This window comes from Bradyrhizobium denitrificans, assembly GCF_013179005.1.
GTDB classification, from domain to species: domain Bacteria; phylum Pseudomonadota; class Alphaproteobacteria; order Rhizobiales; family Xanthobacteraceae; genus Bradyrhizobium; species Bradyrhizobium denitrificans.
Genome location: NZ_JABFDP010000001.1, coordinates 214,370 through 230,829 on the forward strand (window position 1 = coordinate 214,370; position 16,460 = coordinate 230,829).

16 protein-coding genes and 1 tRNA gene are annotated in these 16,460 nt (G+C 65.7%); 9 read left to right on the forward strand and 8 right to left on the reverse strand.

The features are described 5' to 3' along the window. Positions 1-70: 70 nt before the first annotated feature. The gene (locus HL671_RS00860; protein WP_172235333.1) at positions 71-475 is read right to left on the reverse strand and encodes an SPW repeat protein; all 405 of its coding nucleotides are present in this window, start codon (positions 473-475) and stop codon (positions 71-73) included. Between the two features lie 229 nt (positions 476-704). Between HL671_RS00860 and HL671_RS00865 the strand changes: the two genes are divergently transcribed. Then, positions 705-778, forward strand: a tRNA-Gly gene (locus HL671_RS00865). Positions 779-978: 200 nt separating this feature from the next. Next, positions 979-1,734: an SDR family oxidoreductase gene (locus HL671_RS00870; RefSeq protein WP_172235334.1), complete on the forward strand. Its 756-nt coding sequence runs from the start codon at positions 979-981 to the stop codon at positions 1,732-1,734. Positions 1,735-1,766: 32 nt separating this feature from the next. On the opposite strand, the gene HL671_RS00875 is transcribed toward HL671_RS00870, so the two are convergent. The 3 genes from HL671_RS00875 to HL671_RS00885 form a co-directional block, all read right to left on the reverse strand. Next, positions 1,767-2,765: a LacI family DNA-binding transcriptional regulator gene (locus tag HL671_RS00875; protein WP_172235448.1), complete on the reverse strand. Its 999-nt coding sequence runs from the start codon at positions 2,763-2,765 to the stop codon at positions 1,767-1,769. 296 nt (positions 2,766-3,061) lie between these two features. Beyond that, positions 3,062-4,906, reverse strand: coding sequence for an AMP-dependent synthetase/ligase (locus tag HL671_RS00880; RefSeq protein ID WP_172235335.1), 1,845 nt, complete (start codon positions 4,904-4,906; stop codon positions 3,062-3,064). 196 nt (positions 4,907-5,102) lie between these two features. Then, positions 5,103-5,468 carry a nuclear transport factor 2 family protein gene (locus HL671_RS00885; RefSeq protein WP_172235336.1) on the reverse strand — a complete coding sequence of 122 codons (366 nt, stop codon included), beginning with the start codon at positions 5,466-5,468 and terminating at the stop codon, positions 5,103-5,105. Positions 5,469-5,677: 209 nt separating this feature from the next. Here HL671_RS00885 and HL671_RS00890 point away from each other — a divergent pair, with 209 nt between their 5' ends. The 5 genes from HL671_RS00890 (at position 5,678) to HL671_RS00910 (ending at position 11,083) form a co-directional block, all read left to right on the forward strand. Then, positions 5,678-5,992, forward strand: a complete 315-nt coding sequence (locus HL671_RS00890; protein ID WP_307768953.1) for a hypothetical protein — start codon at positions 5,678-5,680, stop codon at positions 5,990-5,992. A 773-nt stretch (positions 5,993-6,765) separates the two neighbouring features. Continuing rightward, positions 6,766-7,290 (forward strand): hypothetical protein, encoded by a 525-nt coding sequence (locus HL671_RS00895; RefSeq protein ID WP_172235337.1) that lies wholly within the window; start codon positions 6,766-6,768, stop codon positions 7,288-7,290. 362 nt (positions 7,291-7,652) lie between these two features. Continuing rightward, positions 7,653-8,246: an SCO family protein gene (locus HL671_RS00900; RefSeq protein ID WP_012041100.1), complete on the forward strand. Its 594-nt coding sequence runs from the start codon at positions 7,653-7,655 to the stop codon at positions 8,244-8,246. A gap of 97 nt (positions 8,247-8,343) precedes the next feature. Next, the gene (locus HL671_RS00905; RefSeq protein ID WP_012041101.1) at positions 8,344-9,252 is read left to right on the forward strand and encodes a transporter substrate-binding domain-containing protein; all 909 of its coding nucleotides are present in this window, start codon (positions 8,344-8,346) and stop codon (positions 9,250-9,252) included. Between the two features lie 184 nt (positions 9,253-9,436). After that, positions 9,437-11,083, forward strand: a complete 1,647-nt coding sequence (locus HL671_RS00910) for a lysine--tRNA ligase (RefSeq protein WP_172235338.1) — start codon at positions 9,437-9,439, stop codon at positions 11,081-11,083. A 99-nt stretch (positions 11,084-11,182) separates the two neighbouring features. Here HL671_RS00910 and HL671_RS00915 read toward each other — a convergent pair whose 3' ends face one another. Next, positions 11,183-11,944, reverse strand: coding sequence for a carbonic anhydrase (locus tag HL671_RS00915; protein ID WP_012041104.1), 762 nt, complete (start codon positions 11,942-11,944; stop codon positions 11,183-11,185). A gap of 287 nt (positions 11,945-12,231) precedes the next feature. Here HL671_RS00915 and HL671_RS00920 point away from each other — a divergent pair, with 287 nt between their 5' ends. Both HL671_RS00920 and HL671_RS00925 read left to right on the forward strand, forming a co-directional pair. Then, positions 12,232-12,576 (forward strand): DUF952 domain-containing protein, encoded by a 345-nt coding sequence (locus HL671_RS00920; protein ID WP_012041105.1) that lies wholly within the window; start codon positions 12,232-12,234, stop codon positions 12,574-12,576. Continuing rightward, complete coding sequence (locus tag HL671_RS00925) at positions 12,573-13,667, forward strand: quinone-dependent dihydroorotate dehydrogenase (RefSeq protein WP_172235339.1); 1,095 nt, start codon at positions 12,573-12,575, stop codon at positions 13,665-13,667. The genes HL671_RS00920 and HL671_RS00925 overlap by 4 nt, the downstream gene beginning before the upstream one ends. Positions 13,668-13,797: 130 nt before the next feature. Here the strand turns inward: HL671_RS00925 and HL671_RS00930 are convergent, their stop codons facing one another. The 3 genes from HL671_RS00930 to HL671_RS00940 all read right to left on the reverse strand — a co-directional run bounded on the left by HL671_RS00930 (position 13,798) and on the right by HL671_RS00940 (position 16,306). Further along, complete coding sequence (locus HL671_RS00930; RefSeq protein ID WP_172235449.1) at positions 13,798-15,102, reverse strand: MATE family efflux transporter; 1,305 nt, start codon at positions 15,100-15,102, stop codon at positions 13,798-13,800. A gap of 147 nt (positions 15,103-15,249) precedes the next feature. Beyond that, positions 15,250-15,984 carry an MBL fold metallo-hydrolase gene (locus HL671_RS00935; protein ID WP_172235340.1) on the reverse strand — a complete coding sequence of 245 codons (735 nt, stop codon included), beginning with the start codon at positions 15,982-15,984 and terminating at the stop codon, positions 15,250-15,252. A gap of 13 nt (positions 15,985-15,997) precedes the next feature. Beyond that, complete coding sequence (locus HL671_RS00940) at positions 15,998-16,306, reverse strand: DUF6460 domain-containing protein (RefSeq protein ID WP_012041110.1); 309 nt, start codon at positions 16,304-16,306, stop codon at positions 15,998-16,000. Between the last annotated feature and the right edge of the window lie 154 nt (positions 16,307-16,460).

Sequence of the window (16,460 nt, forward strand, 5' to 3'; positions counted from 1 at the left end):
CGTCTGTTCGCTCGCGCAAGAGCAACCCGGCATTCATCTGCTTGGGAGGCGAAGCACGCCGCGTGGCGAGCTATGTCGTCGTCGTATCAGCGAAATCAGGATCATGCGCCAGCCACAGTTCCAGCAGGCTCAGGAACATGACCGCGATTCCGATCGCGATGCTCACATGCATCGCCGAGCTATGGACGAAGCCGAGCAGCCACGGTGCTGCGATCAGCCAGACGCCGAGTGCGACCTTCAACCATTCCTCCCAATCGGCAAACGCGACCAGCCCGGCGATCGACAATGCGATCACGGCTGCGCCGACGAGCTCTGCATCGACTCGGCCGGCGGTGTGGGCGAAGCCGAACAGCCAGGGAGCACCGATCAGAAAGAGGCCACAGCCGAGCGTATAAAGATCGAGTGCGGCGGGGCGCGACATGACCGCGAGAATGTCTGCCTTGTGGGCCGTGAGAGTGTGGCTGTGGATTCGCATGATCGTCCCTCCGAGGGACTCGGGCGGCCGTGCCGCTGCGAGCGACGGCGCCGCATTCGACAGGGAAAGCGTGATCGGCGCGATTCGTTCCCAGGATGGACGGGACTGTCGATCACAATGGCGAGACGCAAAGGTGGCGTGGCGGGATGTCGCCGGCCGGCGAAAGCCCGGGGCAGGTGACAAGAAGCCGCTTGGCGAAACGCATGCTCTCGGCTAATCATGAGCCCGCGCGGGCGTAGTTCAATGGTAGAACGGCAGCTTCCCAAGCTGCATACGAGGGTTCGATTCCCTTCGCCCGCTCCAGTCGACATCGACCGGTCCGGCGTCCGCCTCAGAGTTGATCTCCTGGTTTGCGGCGAGCCTTCCCCAATTCCTCCTGCTGCGGCGCCAACCGGCAGCCCAAGATATTCCCCGCCACGGGTCGTCGCCAGGCGAGATTGACAGCTCCTGTTATCGATAACATAGTCTCGGCTCATCGGCGTTCGATTGGCGGGAGGACACAGGTGGCGGTCGACTTGTTCGATCTGACGGGGCGTCGTGCTCTGGTGACCGGATCCTCTCAAGGAATCGGCCTTGCGCTCGCGCACGGTCTCTCCGCGGCCGGCGCCGAAATCGTGCTCAATGGCCGCGACGAGACGAAGCTCGCCCGCGCTGAAAGCGCGATTGCGGGATCACGCAGGCTCGCTTTCGATGTCACCGATCATGCGGCTGCGAGAGCCGCGGTCGATCGTTTCGAGGCTGAGATCGGCCCGATCGATATTCTCGTCAACAACGCCGGCATGCAGCATCGGGCGCCGCTCGAGGAGTTTCCGGACGAGGCGTTTCAGCGCCTGCTGCAGACCAACATCGCCTCGGTGTTCAACGTCGGCCAGGCCTGCGCCCGCCATATGATCGGGCGGCGCGCCGGCAAGATCATCAACATCGCCTCGGTCCAGTCCGCGCTCGCCCGTCCCTCGATTGCCCCCTACACGGCAACGAAAGGCGCAGTGGCGAACCTGACCAAGGGCATGGCGACCGATTGGGCGAAGCGTGGCCTCCAGGTCAACGCGATCGCGCCCGGCTATTTCGACACGCCGCTCAACGCGGCGCTGGTGGCTGATCCGGCCTTCTCTGCCTGGCTGGAAAAACGCACCCCTGCGGGGCGCTGGGGCAAGGTCGAAGAGCTCGTCGGCGCCTGCATCTTCCTCGCCTCGGCTGCATCGTCCTTCGTCAACGGGCACGTGCTCTATGTCGACGGCGGCATCACCGCCTCGCTTTGAGCGGCGTCGTCAACGCTGTTGAAGCATGAGGGTCAGGTGCTTTCGCGCTCGATCACCTCGAAGGGCACGATCAGCGTCGCCGGCATCGGCGTGCGCTTTCTCTGCACGTCGTCGAGTGCGCCCAGCAGGATGCGGCCGGCCTCCAGCCCGATGGTGCGACAATTCACGGCGACCGTCGTGATCCGCGGCCAGGCCCAGCGCGAGACCTCGAAATCGCCAAAACCGGCAATGCCGATTCGGCCCGGAACCGCCCAGCCGCGGCGATGACACTCCATGATGGCACCGAATGCGGAGAGGTCGGAGACGCAGACGGCGGCGTCCATATCGGGCCATTGCTCGATCAGATGGACGATGGCCTGACCGCCTTGCTCCACCGAGATCGGCGGGTCGCCGAACGCGATGGTGCGGCCGACAGGCAGGCCGAGCTCCTCGATCGCGCGTAAATAGCCCAGCCTGCGATCGGCGCCGCGGCTGTCGCGCCGGCTTGCGCCGCCGATGAAGCCAATCTTGCGGTAGCCCTTCTGATAGAGTCGATGGACGAGCGCGCGCGACGCCTCGGCATTGGAGAAGCCGACGACGTGATCGATCGGCTCTGCCGGCAGGTCCCAGATCTCCACGACCGGAATGCCGGCGGCCTGCAGCATCCGGCGTGCCCGGGGCGTATGCCGGCCATCGGTGACGATGATGCCGTCGGGGCGGCGCGTCAGCATGGTCTGGACGAGATGCTCCTCCTTCTCGATGTCGTAGTCGGTGGCGCCGAGCAGCACCTGTAGCCCTTGGTCATCGATGACCTCGGTGATGCCGCGGGCGGTGTCGGCAAAGTTGGAATTGTTGATCGAGGGCACCAGCACGGCCACGAAGCCGGTCCGCTTCGACGAGAGCGCGCCGGCCGACAGATCCAGCACATAACCCAGCTCCTCGACGGCGGCGAGGATGCGGCGCCGCGTCTCCTCGGAGACGGCCCCGTCTCGCTTCAAGGCGCGCGAGACGGTCATCGTGGACACCCCCGCCCGCGCCGCGACCTCCGCCATGGTCGCCGGCCGTCTCGGGCTCCGGTTGATCGTCGTCCGGGTCTGCTTCATCGCATGCGCTTGTTCCGGGGTGGACGTGGGATGCCCGCATGCCTGAGCTGCAAGCGCGGCAGGGCGGGGTCGCTTCCGCGCAGGATACATCGCCAGTGATATCGATAACAATCGCCTGCAGCGGCAGCCTGCATGGCGCTTTGATCGATCGCGCGATGAACCGCCAGCGTCGGATCAGCCTGTTGCGATAGTCGGATGGATCGGATCGTTCTGGCTTCGGCTTTCGCGGCGACCCGCGCCGGTGGCTACGCGGCCGCGACCGGCCGCCTCGCATAGATCGCCTCGATCTCCTTGGCAAAGGCGCGCTCGATGGCCGGGCGCTTGTTCTTCAGCGTCGGCGTGATCAGGCCGGCCTGCACGGTCCAGGGCTCCAGCGTCCAATGCACCGCTCTCGGCGTCGCATAGGACGGATAGGCCTTCACCGCGCGCGCGATGTGTCGCAACAAGGAGGCTGCCTCGGCCTCGGTCCCGCGCTGGCCATGGGCGGCGAGCCGTGCCTGCTGCTCGGCCCAGCCCTTCGGGTTGAGCACGACGATCGCGGTCAGGAACGGCCGGTTCTCGCCGATCACGATCGCTTGCTCGAACAGCGGATCGGTCAGGATCGCGGTTTCGAGATCGGCCGGCGCGATCTTTTCGCCGGTCGACGTCACCAGGATGTCCTTGATCCGCCCGGTGATCGTGATGCGGCCGTGGTCGATGCGCGCCTGGTCGCCGCTATGCAGCCAGCCGTCGGGCTGCTTGATCCGCGCGGTCTCCTCCGGCCGGTGCCAATAGCCGAGCATCACGTTGGGTCCGCGCACCATCAGCTCGTCATTGTCGCCGATACGAACCTCGATGCCCGGCAGGGCGCGGCCGACCGTGCGCGGGTCGTTATCGTCGGGCGTGTTGACGCTGACCACCGGGGAGGTCTCGGTCATGCCGTAGCCCTGCAGCACCTCGAGCCCGAGCGCGAGGAACAGCCGCACCACCGGCTCGGCAATCGGCGCGCCGCCGCTGACCGCCACCTGCAGGCGTCCGCCGAACCGCGCCAGCACCTTGTCGGCGACGACGCGCTTGAGCAACGGCCATGCGAGGCGATCGAAGGTCCCGAGCTGCGCGCCGCCATGCTGCGCATCGAAGCGGCGGTTGCCGATTGCGATCGTCAGATCGAGCAGCGCCCGTTCGATCGGGTTGGCGAGCGCGCGGTGGTGCATGACCAGGGAAAAGATGCGCTCATAGATGCGCGGCACTGAAATGAGGATGGTGGGGCGGACCTCCACCAGATCCTCCGCCAGCTGCTTCACCGAGCGTGCATAGGCGACGCAGGCGCCGATCGCGATCGGGTAGTAGTAGCCGGCGGTCCGCTCGAACGTATGCGACAATGGCAGAAATGACAGGAACACATCGTCCTGACGCGCCGCGAGGCGCTGATGGATCGCCTTGAGGTTGGAGACGACATTGTCGTGCGACAGCATCACGCCTTTCGGCCGGCCTGTCGTGCCCGACGTATAGACGATGGCGGCGAGGTCGTGCGGCGCGACGGGAACGGTATTGTCGCGCGGCATGGTGTCGCCAGCCGCGTCCAACCACGCGTCCAGAGCCTTGAGGCGCGGGTCGCCGGCCATTCCGGGGCTGGCGCGCAGCTCGGCACAGATGATCCGCTTCAGGTCGGGCAGCGCCTGGCCGACGGCGGCGATCTCGTTCCAGCGCTCGTCCGAATCGACCAGCAGCAGCCGGGCGCCGCAGTCGGCGAGAATGTAGGCGATGCTGTCGGCATTATCGACGGCGTGCATCGGCACCGGCACCAGCCCGAGCGACAGCGCCGCCTGATCCATCGCGAGATGCGCAACGCCGTTCGGCATCAGGATGGCTGCGCGCTCGCCCGGGCCGAATCCATCTGCCGCGAGCGCCTGCCGCCAGCGATCGACGACGGCGTCGATCTCGCGCCACGAGAGGCTGGTCCATTCGCCGCGACGTGAGTCGAAATGACGATAGGCCTGCGTGTCGGGGCTCCGCAGGCACCGCCACCGCCACAGCTCGGGCAGCGTCGCGATGTCGGCCAGCGCGCCGGCCGCCACGGGGGGATGATCGATGGGACCTGATTGCTGCACGCCCGTCTCCGGCGATCTGAAGGTGTCGCGATGCGCCGCTCTTGCAGCGGCGCATCGCGACCGACCTTGACGTAGCGCAATTGCGCATGGCCAGCCCCCGCGCTCGGGCATGGGAGATCGGCGCCAGCGGGACGGCTCGATCGCATCCGGATGCGACAGCGCTCCGGATCGGAGCGCTGTCGGTCGCCGACGAGTCTCAGGCGCCTTCCGGCACCTTGTCGAGAAAGCCGATGATCCGATGGATGCGGCCGTCCTTCAGCTCCGCGACGTCGCTGCCCTCGATCGGACCGCTCTCGCCTGTCGGGCCGAGCTCCCAGCGAAAGCGGACATAATCGCCATGGCCATTGGCCGCCCCGATCAATCTGAAGCTGTAGTCGGGGAAGCGTTGCTGCACGCCGGCCACTAGCGCCTCGATGCCCGCGTGCCCATCGCCGCGCATCAGCGGGTCCACATAGGTCGCGTCGGTGGTCCAATGCCGCGCGAGCAGCTCGCGCCGTTGTGCGGATGTGCGCGCATTCCACAGCGCGATGTAGCTATCGGCGATGGCGGCGATGTCGGTCATCGGTGCTCTCCATGTTGTGAACGATGATGAGGCGATGATCGCGCCCGCCGTGTCGCGAATCGATTACGTCGGACGTCATCTCATATCGCATGACGAAACTGTAAGTTGCCGATCTGCTGCGCCGCGCATACGAGCGCGCAGAGACGGTGCGGAGATCGCGTTGCATGTTGTCCGACACTTGGAAATTGATCGCAGTTGCGATCTGTCTCGTGCTGTTCACGGCCGATACGGTGCTCAAACCGCAGGACAAGCCCAATCGCATGGTGTTCTTCGAGCTGCATCGAGGCGAGAGCCCGACGGTGATCGGCATGATGCGCGATGATTTGCGCAAGCTGCCGGGCACCGGCGCGAGCCGCATCCGCGACGCGTTGGCGCGTGGAGAGACGTTAACGGTCTGGCAATATGCGTTAAGGAAAACTGAAGACGGCAGCTATCAGGAAGTCCCCGACCGGCAGATCCAGCTCGGGTCTGCCGATGCTGCACTCGTGACCTTCGGTGCACGCATTCGTTTGCCGAACGATTAGTCGCTGCGCGACATATGGTTGGGAACTGCATCCTCAGCCACGACCTCGGCGGGAGGTTGGGACGATTCCAGCCCGAGTGATTCCTGTCCGAGTGAGTCCCGTCCAAGCGAGGTCTACCCCGAGCCGCGGCTGCGCGCTCCTGGCCCGCGCAAGTCGGCTGCGTTGCGCTGCAACCGACTGCAGCCGGCAATGTGCCGCGACTCAGGCCACGAAGCGTGACGGGCTGCGCGTCGGTCTGATTCGCGCTTGGTGACGGTCGGGTCGTCGATCCGCAGGACGGCAATCGCCGTGCGGTGATCAGGCCGCGCAAATGTCGTCAACGCACGATTGTCCGCAGCGTGATCATCATGAGCGCGCGATAACGGAGATCGCGCGTCGCTCGCTGGGCGGCCGACGTGAGCTTCGAAGCCCGTAATTCCCCGGTGCTCTGCGCTCCGTGATCCGCATGTCGCGCAATATGGCGATGATGGCGGGCTCCCGCCCTGCTCGTGGCGCGCAGGCCATGCTCGGAACCCGGGTGGGGCGATTTTCTTGCTACGGCAACCGCTGGTGCAGCCGGCTTGCAACACTTGCTCTGAATTTGGCTCTGTTGGCTGCGCTGTCCTGGACAAAAACGCGATCTCGAAACACGCTGCGTTAGCGATTTGGATCTGACTGTCGTGTTCCGGTTCTGGGGAGCGGGGTGCGTCGGTAAGGTCGGCGCAATCCAAGCATCACAAGAAGCGCATCACAGTCGGTCAGATCGGCTTCGCCGGGTTGAACTGGGGCTCGACATGAAATTCTGGACGGGGTTGCTCGCGGTTGTTCTGTTGCTGTCCGGCGTCGGTGCGAGCCATGCCGTTGTCAGAATCGCCGATGACCGCGGTGGCCGGATCGGTACCTATGTCGACAAATATCAGGGGCTGCGCTCGTCCGGTGAGTACGTCATCATCGACGGTCTGTGCGCCTCGGCCTGCACCATCGTCCTGGGTGCCATCCCCCACGAGAAGATCTGCGTCACCTCGCATGCCAATCTCGGCTTCCATGCTGCCTGGGATTTCGGTGCCAACGGCCGGGCCGTCACCAATCCCGAGGCGACCCAGATGCTCTACTCGATGTATCCGTCACCGATTCGCCGCTGGATCTCGCAGCGCGGCGGCCTGACCCCGCGAATGATCTTTCTGAAGGGCAAAGAGCTGCAGGCGATGTACAAGCCCTGCTACATGGATGCCCAGGCCTCCTCGCCAGCTCCGGCTCAGGTGGCGCCGAACGCCCCGGCGATGTCGCCGGCGGCTGCCAAGGCGTCCGCCGCGCACTGAACGGACGTCCTCTCCCCCGGCCAAGTCACGTCCTCGGTCCCGTAGCGCTTGCCTCGCTCGTCGCTGCGGCCTATCTGAGAGGGCGAGAGGCGGGCGGCTGCTTGTGCCATTCTGGGGCAGTGGCCCCGCCGAATGAGCAGGCCATCATGCAGCCTCTTTCAGCGCCGCAAGAATCAGCACCGCAAGGAAGCGTGTCCGCAGCGGCCAGCCGCCGCCTGACGGCGGTGCTGGCTGGCGTTGCGGGGCTCGTTCTCCTGACGGGGGCGGTCGGTCTGTGGGGGAAGTATGGGACGGCTGTGTTCTTCGAGATCATGGCTGCCGGCCTTCGGGCCTGCTTCTGAGAGAGAGTGAAGGAACTCGGCATGCCGCGTAATGTCACGCGCCCGCTCGTCATCGTCGGCGCCTTTGCCGCCAGCCTGGTGGTCGGGCTCTCACTGATGTTCCTGATCATGGGGGGCGGGCGGAATATCGCGGCGCCGGCCGCGATCGGCGGCCCGTTTCAACTGACGGATCAGAGCGGCGCGGTCGTCACCGAGCAGAGCCTGCAGGGACGGCCAACCCTGATCTTCTTCGGCTTCACCCATTGTCCGGACGTCTGTCCGACCTCGCTGTTCGAGATCTCCGAGGTGCTGCGCGCCATGGGCAAGGACGCCGATAGCGTCAACGCCTATTTCATCTCGGTGGATCCCGAGCGAGACAATCCGGCGACGATGAAGGATTACCTCTCCAGCTTCGATCCGCATCTGAAGGGGCTGACCGGCGATCCCGAGGTGCTCGCCAAGGTGCTCACCGAATACCGCGTCTATGCCAAGAAGGTTCCGCTCAAGGACGGCGACTACACCATGGACCATACGGCCCTGGTGTATCTGATGGATCGCAATGGCCGGTTTGTTGCGCCTTTCAACCTGAAGCGGACCCCGGAGGAAGCGGCAGCCGACCTGAAAAAATACCTCTGAGCATTAACGCTTAGGGCGGAGGGTTGTCTTCCAGCCGAATCCAGCCTCGAATTTGCGCTTGGATGGTCTATAAGGCGCGCTGACCTCGGGACCGCAAATGCCGACCGTCTTGTCACAAGCTGCGAAGTCGATCTGGACCGCCCGCGCCGCCATTGCGGGCCTGCTGCTCTGTCTTGGCGTGGCCGGTGCCGCGTCGGACGCGCATGCCCAGGCACCGATCAAGCCGCCGGTCGAGGCTGCGCCGCAGGCCGTGCCCGGCTTTTGGGATCCGCGCCGCCGTCCCGAGCGGCCGGATCTTTCCCGCCTCACCGTGATCCGCTTCCTAACCGAGACCGATTATCCCCCGTTCAACTTCACCGGTCCGGATGGCAATCCGGCCGGCTTCAACGTCGATCTGGCGCGAGCCATCTGCGACGAGATCAAGGTGACCTGCACCGTCCAGATGCGCCGCTTCGAAACCCTGCTGGACGCGCTCTCCTCCAACCGCGGCGATGCGATCATCGCGTCGATGGCGGTGACGCCGCAAATGCGGGCGCGGCTGGATTTCTCCGATCCCTATTACCGGGCGCCGGCGCGCTTCGTGTCCCGGCGCGACGCCGTCATGACCGAGATCCGCCCGGAATTTCTCGAGGGCAAGAAGATCGGCGCGATCGCCGGCACCGCCCATGAGGCCTATCTCAAGGCGATGTTCACCGACGCCGAGATCAAGACCTATCCGAATGATGAGGCGCTGCGGCAGGCGTTGCGGCGGGCCGAGGTCGATCTGATCTTCGGCGACGGCATTTCGCTGGCGTTCTGGGTCAACGGCACTGATTCCGCCGATTGCTGCGCCTTTTCTGGTGGACCTTTCGTCGAAAGCCGCTATTTCGGCGAGGGCGTCGGGATCGGGGTGCGCAAGGGCAATGACCTGCTGCGCCAGGCCCTGAACTGGGCGCTGTTCCGGGTCTGGGAAAAAGGCCGCTACACCGATCTGTGGCTGCGCTATTTCTCGATCAGCCCGTTCTGATGTTTCCACGCCAGGGTGGGCAAAGGCGTATCGCGCCGGGCCCATCGTCGCTGCGCATCCACCGTCATTGCGGGAGCGGAGCGACGAAGCCATCCAAGGGTCTGACGAAGACTGGATCGCTTCGCTTCGCTCGCGATGACGCCTTGTGTTAGTTTTCTGCTCCTTTGAAGAACCGGTAGTTCAGATGTCCACGATCGACCTTGTCCCAACCAGCCCGAGCGATCTGCGCGCGCTCGCCGAAAACTCCAACGCCTGGCCGTTCGAACAGGCGAAAGCGATCGTCAACCGGCTGAAGAAGACCCCTAAGGATGAGGTGCTGTTCGAGACCGGCTACGGCCCGTCCGGCCTGCCGCATATCGGCACCTTCGGCGAGGTCGCGCGCACCACGATGGTGCGCCATGCCTTTCGCGTGCTGACCGAGGACAAGATCAAGACCCGGCTCCTGGCGTTCTCCGACGACATGGACGGCCTGCGCAAGGTGCCGGACAATGTGCCGAACAAGGAGATGCTGGCGAGCCATCTCGGCAAGCCGCTGTCGCGCATCCCCGATCCGTTTTCGAACGAGTATCCGTCGTTCGCTGCGCACAACAATGCGCGGCTGCGCGCCTTCCTGGACAGGTTTGGGTTCGATTACGAATTCGCGTCCTCGACCGAGTACTACACCTCCGGCAAGTTCGATGCGGCGCTGTTGCGCATGCTGGAGCGACTGGAAAAGGTGATGGCGATCATGCTGCCGTCGCTCCGCGAGGAGCGCGCGGCGAGCTATTCGCCGTTTCTCCCGATCTGCCCGCGCACCGGCCTCGTGCTGTACGTGCCGATCGTCGCGCACGACGCCAAGGCCGGCACCATCTCCTATGACGATCCCGAGACCAAGGAGCGGATGACCGTCCCGGTGACCGGCGGGCATTGCAAGCTGCAATGGAAGCCGGACTGGGCGATGCGCTGGCACGCGCTCGGCGTCGACTATGAAATGGCCGGCAAGGACCTGATCGACTCGGTGAAGCTGTCGGGCAAGATCTGCGCGGCGCTCGGCGGCACGCCGCCGGAGGGCTTCAACTACGAGCTGTTTCTGGACGAGAAGGGCCAGAAGATCTCGAAGTCGAAGGGCAATGGCCTGACCATCGACGAATGGCTGCGCTACGCGTCGCCGGAATCGCTGTCGCTGTTCATGTATCGCGAGCCAAAGGCGGCGAAGCGGCTGTATTTCGACGTCATCCCGCGCAATGTCGACGACTACCAGCAGTTCCTGGAAGGCTTTCCGAAGCAGGACCCCAAGCAGCAGCTCGGCAATCCGGTCTGGCACATCCATTCCGGGACGCCGCCGAAGGCCGACATGCCGGTGACGTTCCAGCTGCTGCTGACGCTGGTGTCGTCGTCGAATGCCGAGAATGCCGAGACCCTGTGGGGCTTCATCGGCCGCTACCGGCCGGGCGTGACGCCGCAGACGCATCCGAAGCTCGACGCGATGGTCGGCTACGCCATCAATTATTACCGCGACTTTGTCGCGCCGACGAAGACGTTCCGCGAGCCGACCGAAGGCGAGCGCGTGGCGCTGCAGGACCTGCGCGATGCGCTGTCGAACCTGCCGGCGGAGGCGCCGGCCGAGGACATCCAGAACGTGGTCTATGAGATCGGCCGCCGCGAGCCGTTCCTCGACCACGCCAAGAAGGGCAAGGACGGCCGGCCCGGCGTGTCGCTGGACTGGTTCAACATGCTCTATCAGGTGCTGCTCGGCCAGGAGAAGGGCCCGCGGTTCGGCTCCTTCGTCGCGGTCTACGGCCTCAACAACGCGGTGGCGATGATCGACGGTGCGCTGGCGCGCTCCGCGTGATGGCCATGCTGCTGGCCTCAAAAAAGGTGTCGTCCCGGCCTTGAGCCGGGACGACAGCGTAATGTTTGGCGGTGCCCTTTGCCCCGCACGGGCGGTCGACTACACCCCCTGCAGCACAAAGCGGCGGTCGAGCTTCTGCACCGGACGGGCGTTCATCGGATAGAGCTTGGCGAATTTCGCCACGTCGGCTTCCGCCACCTGGATCGGATCGGCCAGCAGCAGCCACTCGACCACTTCCGAGCAGGGCGGCGTCGTCAGCGAGCCGGCATAGCGATAATACGAGCGGCGGTTGGGCAGCATCTGGTTCGGATTGATGCGCGCATCGGCCTTGACCGCGGGGCCTTCCTTGTCGGGCATCGTCGCCACGATCTGCGCAAAGGCAGGATTGGGACGGCCCGTCGTCATGAGCACGCCGACCACGGCGAGCCCGCCCGAGGCGGCGCGGTGCACGAAATGCGCCTCCATCGGATAATTCTTGCCGCCGATCTGGTGCTCGCTCGGCCGATGGAAATGCACCTGCAGCAGCTTGTAGGTGGTGCCGTCGAGCTTCAGGGTGCCGCTGCCGTCGGCGAAGTTGAGCTGGATGGTGTGGCCGTTATTGACGATGGTGTCGGCGGTCTTGGCCCAGCTCAGCTTGAAGTCGGGCAAGCGGGCCTGGGTCGCGTGCTCGATGTCGATGGGAGATTGCTGGCTGCCGATGCTGCAGACCTTGTTGGCCGCATCGAGATCGCCCCATTTGGCGGGTCCAGTCGCCCCCTCATAGCTCCAATGCGGAGCGCCCTCGGCGGCAAAGCCCGGCTGGGCGCAGACAGGACAGAGAGCGAGCCCGGCGAGGGCCTTCAAGGCGTTGCGGCGGTTCATGGCAATCTCCAAAAACGACGGGTGTGATGCATGCAATCGGTGCGGGGCGTCGGCGCAGCGTTGAGCGCGATCGCGAATCGCAAGCCTCAGAAGAGCCGAATTCGGTTAATCCTTGCTGAGGAACGGGCCACATCCGGGTGAACCCGTGATGACACGGGGCAGCTTCACCGAGCCGGCGCCGGCCGCCGCGGGACAATCGATGCTTGAGTTCGCCGACACCTGCCGATACGGTCGTCCGCATCCCGAAAAACATCAGCAAACTCAAGATCGAGCAGGATCGCGCGAAGGTGCCCAAAATCTACAAAATCTGCTCAGCTTCGGCCTGGCGCGAGGCGGAGCGGTCGGGCGTCTATCGCGGCAGCGCCGACGATCTGCGCGACGGATTCATCCATTTCTCGACCGCGGCCCAGGTACCGGAGACCGCGCGAAAGCACTTCTTCGGGCAGAACGCGCTGTTCCTGGTCGAGGTCGAGGCCGACGCGCTGGGCGCCGCGCTGCGCTGGGAGCGGTCCCGCAATGACGAGCTGTTCCCGCATCTGTATGGCGAGCTCGATGTGGGCGCGGTGACTGCGGTTCACCAGATGCACAGCCGGGCCGATGGCGGCCACGACATTCCGGAACTCACGCCGTGATTCGCGCCTTCGATCAGCTCTCGCTGCCGCTGTTGCGCTGGCTCGACGCCGAGGACGCGCACCGGCTCGCCATTCAGGGCCTGAAGCTGCTGCCGGCGATCAAGCCACGGCCGGACGATGCCAAGCTCGCGGTGCGCGCCTTCGGGCTCAACTTTCCGAACCCGGTCGGCATGGCCGCCGGCTTCGACAAGAACGCCGAGGTGCCCGACGCGCTGCTGCGGCTCGGCTTCGGCTTCGTCGAGATCGGCTCGGTCACGCCCCGGCCGCAGAGCGGCAATCCGCGCCCGCGGCTGTTTCGCCTGGAGCGTGACGAGGCCGTCATCAACCGCATGGGCTTCAACAATGACGGCGCCGAGATCGTGCTGCGGCGGCTTGCCGGCCGCGCCAATCAGGGCGGCATCGTGGGCGTCAATGTCGGGGCCAACAAGGATTCGGCCGACCGCGTCGCCGACTACGTCCGGCTGATCGAGACCTTCGCGCCGGTCGCGAGCTATTTCACCGTCAATATTTCCTCGCCGAACACGCCGGGCCTGCGCAATCTGCAGCAGGCCGCGCAGCTCGATGAGCTCTTGTCCAAGGTATTGGAGGCGCGCGACCGCGTCCGGCGCAAGGCTGGCGACACGCCGGTGCTGCTCAAGATCGCGCCCGATCTCAGCCTGGCCGAGCTCGACGACGTCGTCCATGTCGCGCGCTCGCGCGGCGTCGACGGCATGATCGTCTCGAACACCACGCTGGCGCGGCCGAATAGTTTGCGCGAGCAGTTGCGCGCCAAGGAGCAGGGCGGCCTGTCCGGCCGGCCGCTGTTCCGGCTGTCGACCCGCATGGTGGCGGAGACCTTCGTCCGCGTCGAAGGCGCCTTCCCGCTGATCGGCGTCGGCGGCATCGACACCGGCGGCGCCGCACTGACCAAGATCCGCGCCGGTGCCAGCCTGATCCAGCTCTATTCCTCGCTGGTCTATAAAGGGCTCGGCCTGGTCGAGAGCATCAAGGCCGACCTGACCTCGACCTTGCTGCGCACGGGGCGTGACTCGCTCTCGGAGATCGTCGGCGCCGACGCAGCGACCATCACCGCCGAGGACTGGCCGGTTTAGGTGTGGCCGAGCGGTCGCGGCATTGTCCGCTGTCATCCCCGCGCAGCCGGGGATCCAGCACGCCGCGGCGGCCGTTATTGAACCGAGACGGCACGGCGTACTGGATCGTCCGCCTGCGGACGATGACAGTTTACGATGCTGGGCCAGCCGGGCCTTTGCCGAACGACGCCTTCAGCAGCGCTGGATAGCGCGCGGCCTGGAAGCCGCCGCGGGCGGCGTAGAAGCCGAGCATCGCGATCCACAGCCCCGTATTGCCGAAGCCGCGCAGCGCAAACCAGATCGCGAGGAACACGGCCAGCGCCGCCACCATGAGGTTGCGCATGTCGCGGGCCCAGGTGGCGCCGATATAGACGCCGTCGAACGCGAAGGCGAACACCGACAGCAGCGGCGAGGCCACCACATAGGGCAGATAGTCGCGCGCGGCGCTGCGCACGGCTGGACTCGCCGTCATCACGTCGATCAGCGCCGGTCCGAACAGCGCCAGCACCACGGCGACAACGAGCGCGAAGCCGAAGCCCCAGGCGAGCACCAGGCGGGTGGCGCCGGCAAACGCGTCTCTGTTGCGCGCGCCATAGGCATAGCCACAGAGCTGCTCGGCGGCGTTGGCGAGCCCGTCGAGGAAGAAGGCCGCGACCAGCAGGAAATTGTTCAGCACTGCGTTGGCCGCGAGCGTCGTGTCGCCGGCGCGCGCGCCCTGCGAGGTAAAGAACAGGAATGCCACGATCATCGCCGCGGTGCGGATCATGATGTCGCGGTTGACTGCCATCATGTGCATCAGCTTGGCGCGGTCGAACAGCGCGCGCCGCGACAGCGCGGCCGCGGGCCTGACCAGCCGATGCGCCAGCAGCAGGCCGATCGCGACCCCGAAGGTCTCCGCGATCACGGCGGCGATCGCCGCACCGGCAATGCCGGTCTCCATCACCTGCACCAGCAGGATGGTCGCCGCCATGTTGATCAGATTGATCGCGATCTGCACCGCGAGCGCGAGCCGGGCCCGCGCCAGGCCGACCAGCCAGCCGAGCAGGACATAATTGGCGAGCGCCAGCGGCGCCGACCAGATCCGGATCATGAAGTAGGTCCGGGCAGCGCCGCGCACGGCCTCGCTGCCGCCCATCAGCTCGAACAGCACCGCCGCGAGCGGCACCTGCACCGCGATCAGCCCGAGCCCGACCAGCCCCGCCAGCGCCAGGCCGCGGATCAGGACCATCAGCATCTCGTCGCGTTCGCCGGCGCCGAGCGATTGCGCGGTAAAGGCGAGCGTGCTCGCGCGCAGGAATGCGAACAGCCAGAACAGGCAGTCGAAGATCACCGAGGCCATGGCCACGCCGCCGAGCATCGCGGGCGCGCCGAGCCGGCCGATCGCGGTGGTCGCGACAATGCCGATCAAGGGCGTGGTCAGGTTCGCGATCATCGCAGGCCCTGCGATGTCGAACACCTGCCGGCTGGTGATGGCCGGCCTCTTGAATCCCGGTGAATGCAACGGACTGCTCGCTCGCTTGGCCGGGTCGCAATGCGTCGCGCTGGTGCGGCGGATCTCAGCCTCGGTCAGGACCCGAGCTTAGCCGGCCTTCCCGGTATGAGGCTATAGATCAATCGTCATACCGTCATGCGCCGCCGCATGCGGCAGGGTCTCCAGCCGGGAGAGCATGTCCGGGCCCAGATGGGTGAGCACGAGCCGCTTCGGCCTGATCGCGTCGAGATGCGCCGCGAGCGCAGCCAGGCTGAGATGGTTCTTGACCGGCCTGTCGAACGTATAGGCTTCGGCGATGAACAGGTCGGCGTCGCGGCCCAGCGGGATCAGGCTGTCGGTCCATTCCGTATCGGCCGTATAGGCGATCACGCGTCCCTCGGCCGCGATGCGATAGCCGAGAAACGGCCCGCCCGAACCGCCATGCACGACCGCGAACGGCGTCACGCCGATGTCGCCGAAGCGCGTCGTGCGCTCCGGCGCGAGCTCGATCACCGCCAGCTCGAATGTCCGTGGCGTCGACGAGGAATGCTCGAACAGCGCCTCCATCACCTGCGTCAGCCGCGTCGCGATGCCGGCGGGGCCCGCGATCACCAGCGGCTGCGTCCGCTTCGAGAACTGCGCGTCGAGCAGCAGGAACGGAAGCCCGGCGAAATGGTCGCCATGGAAGTGCGTGATCAGGATCAGCGAGACATCGTTGCAGGCGATGCCGAGCCGCTTCAGCGCCGGCGGCGACGAGGCGCCGCAATCGATCAGCAGATTGGTGCTGATGCCCGTCAGGTGGAAGCAGGTGTGGGACCTGCCACCCGATCCGAACGCGTCACCACAGCCGACAAAGCGGAGCTGCATCGGCTGCGTCTTGTCATCTGCCGCGCGGAGCGAACAGCCGCGACAGGAACCAGAGCGGGATCACGATCACCGCGCCGAGCAGGAAGTAGCGCCACAGCCAGTTGAAGGCGTCGAAGCCGAGCTCATAGAGCCGGATGAACAGCAGCCGGATGCTGTGGATGATGTTGAGCGGATCGAAGCCGATCGCCGACAGCACCACGCCGACCAGGATCGACAGCAGCACCAGCCGGAACGCCACCGACAGCGGCGAGCCGCCGAGAAAACGATACAGGCCATCCGAGCTGCGCGCGCGGGCCGGATAGTCCCTGATGTCATTCGACATGTCATCGTCTCCAATGCCGGCTCGCCGGCGGATTCGTGCCGCGATTATAAAGCACGGCAGGGCAGGTGGGGAACCCGCCTCAGCGCCGCAAGCGGGTTACTTGCATTTAATGTTCCCGCGATGTTGGACCTTCGGCTGTGAATTGTCGTCATGG

Coding starts and splice junctions, on each gene's coding strand:
- HL671_RS00860 (WP_172235333.1), bottom strand. CDS start 475: ATGCGAATCCACAGCCACACTCTCACGGCCCACAAGGCAGACATTCTC.
- HL671_RS00875 (WP_172235448.1), bottom strand. CDS start 2,765: ATGGCGGAGGTCGCGGCGCGGGCGGGGGTGTCCACGATGACCGTCTCG.
- HL671_RS00885 (WP_172235336.1), bottom strand. CDS start 5,468: ATGACCGACATCGCCGCCATCGCCGATAGCTACATCGCGCTGTGGAAT.
- HL671_RS00895 (WP_172235337.1), top strand. CDS start 6,766: ATGAAATTCTGGACGGGGTTGCTCGCGGTTGTTCTGTTGCTGTCCGGC.
- HL671_RS00900 (WP_012041100.1), top strand. CDS start 7,653: ATGCCGCGTAATGTCACGCGCCCGCTCGTCATCGTCGGCGCCTTTGCC.
- HL671_RS00905 (WP_012041101.1), top strand. CDS start 8,344: ATGCCGACCGTCTTGTCACAAGCTGCGAAGTCGATCTGGACCGCCCGC.
- HL671_RS00910 (WP_172235338.1), top strand. CDS start 9,437: ATGTCCACGATCGACCTTGTCCCAACCAGCCCGAGCGATCTGCGCGCG.
- HL671_RS00915 (WP_012041104.1), bottom strand. CDS start 11,944: ATGAACCGCCGCAACGCCTTGAAGGCCCTCGCCGGGCTCGCTCTCTGT.
- HL671_RS00935 (WP_172235340.1), bottom strand. CDS start 15,984: ATGCAGCTCCGCTTTGTCGGCTGTGGTGACGCGTTCGGATCGGGTGGC.
- HL671_RS00940 (WP_012041110.1), bottom strand. CDS start 16,306: ATGTCGAATGACATCAGGGACTATCCGGCCCGCGCGCGCAGCTCGGAT.